Annotated in this window: 1 protein-coding gene; it reads left to right on the top strand. The window is 66.4% G+C overall.

What is annotated here, in order from left to right:
• Nucleotides 1-1,522 (top strand): hypothetical protein (locus AC099J_RS31590; RefSeq protein ID WP_479619269.1); only part of this gene is annotated, 1,522 nt, incomplete at both ends.

The following is a 1,522-nucleotide window of genomic DNA, read 5'->3' on the forward strand; positions in this document are numbered from 1 at the left end:
TCGAGCGCCTGCAGTTCTCCGACGAGGCCATCGTTCTGGTGCCAGGGCTGAACAGCGAGCCCGTCGGGCAGCTCACCATCAGCGACGACACGCCTTCCGTCAACCAGCTGCTGACTGTCTCGGCGGCGGGCATCGCCGATGCGGACATCGCGGGCGGATCACTCAGCGGGCGCCCTGTCAGCTATGTCTGGCAGTACGAGCCCGATCCGGTCCAGGGCGCGGGTGTGTTCCGCGACATCGTCGATGTCGGCGGCAACCAGCCCTCCACGGTCGACGGAACTTCCTTCCGCGTGACGACGAACTTGAGCGGCCTGGCCCTGCGCGTCAGGGCGGTCTACCAGGATGACGATGGCGTCCTGGAGACCGTCTTCTCGGCACCGACCGCCCCGGTGGGAGGCGCCGTTGCCGTGCCACCACCGGCCCCGACCCCGACCGAGGGCGCGGTCGCCAGCGAAGGCGTGCGCTTCATCCGCGCGGACCTGCAGTTCATCCTGGACCAGATCGTCGTCTCGGAGCGCCATGCGGCCGGCGAAGAACTGCTCGAGATCCTGCCCAACTCGCGCGTGGCCTTCGGCCTGCGCACCGTGGATGGAACGTACAACAACCTCGTACAAGGCCAGACCGATTACGGCGCGGCGGACACGGTCTTCCCACGGCTGGTCGACCCGGTCTTCCTCAACGACCAGGACGGCGACCAGATCAACCTTGGCCCCGGCGGCGTTCTCACCAACACCGACTATGGGAGCAACTCGAACGTCGTCGATGCAGACCCGCGCATCATCTCCAACCTGATCGTGGACCAGACCGCCGGCAACCCGGTGGCCGCCGGCCTCGGTGCCGAGATCGTCATGAGCCCGGGGCTGGACGGCGTCTTCGGCACCGCCGACGACAAAGAGGTCTTCCTCATTCCCAACACGACGCCGGACGAAGGCCTGTCGGCGCCGTTCAACTCGTTCATGACCTTCTTCGGCCAGTTCTTCGACCATGGACTGGACCTCGTGAGCAAGGGCGGCAACGGCACGATCTTCGTTCCGCTGCAGCCGGACGACCCGTTGTACAACCCCGCGCCCGGCGCAGCGAATTTCCTGGTGCTGACGCGCGCCACCCAGGTCGACGGCCCTGGCGATGACGGCGTCCTCGGCGACGATCCTCTGACGCTGGGCGTCGACGAGAGCCTGGACGACACCACGCATGAATCCATGAACGGCACCACGCCGTTTGTCGACCAGAACCAGACGTATTCCTCGCACCCCTCGCACCAGGTGTTCCTGCGCGAGTACACCCTCGACGGGGACGGCGATCCGGTCGCCACCGGTCGGCTGATCACCAGCCGCAACCTGGTCGACGGCGTCTTCGGCAATGGCAACGATATCGACCTCGGTGGCATGGCGACCTGGGGCATGGTCAAGGCGCAGGCACGCAACCTGCTCGGCATCGAGCTGGACAATCTCGACGCACTGAACCTGCCGCTGCTGGCCACCGACGCCTACGGCAAGTTCATCCCCGACCCCATCACCGGATA

It is taken from the genome of Rhodoferax sp. RT4P68 (genome assembly GCF_056521305.1).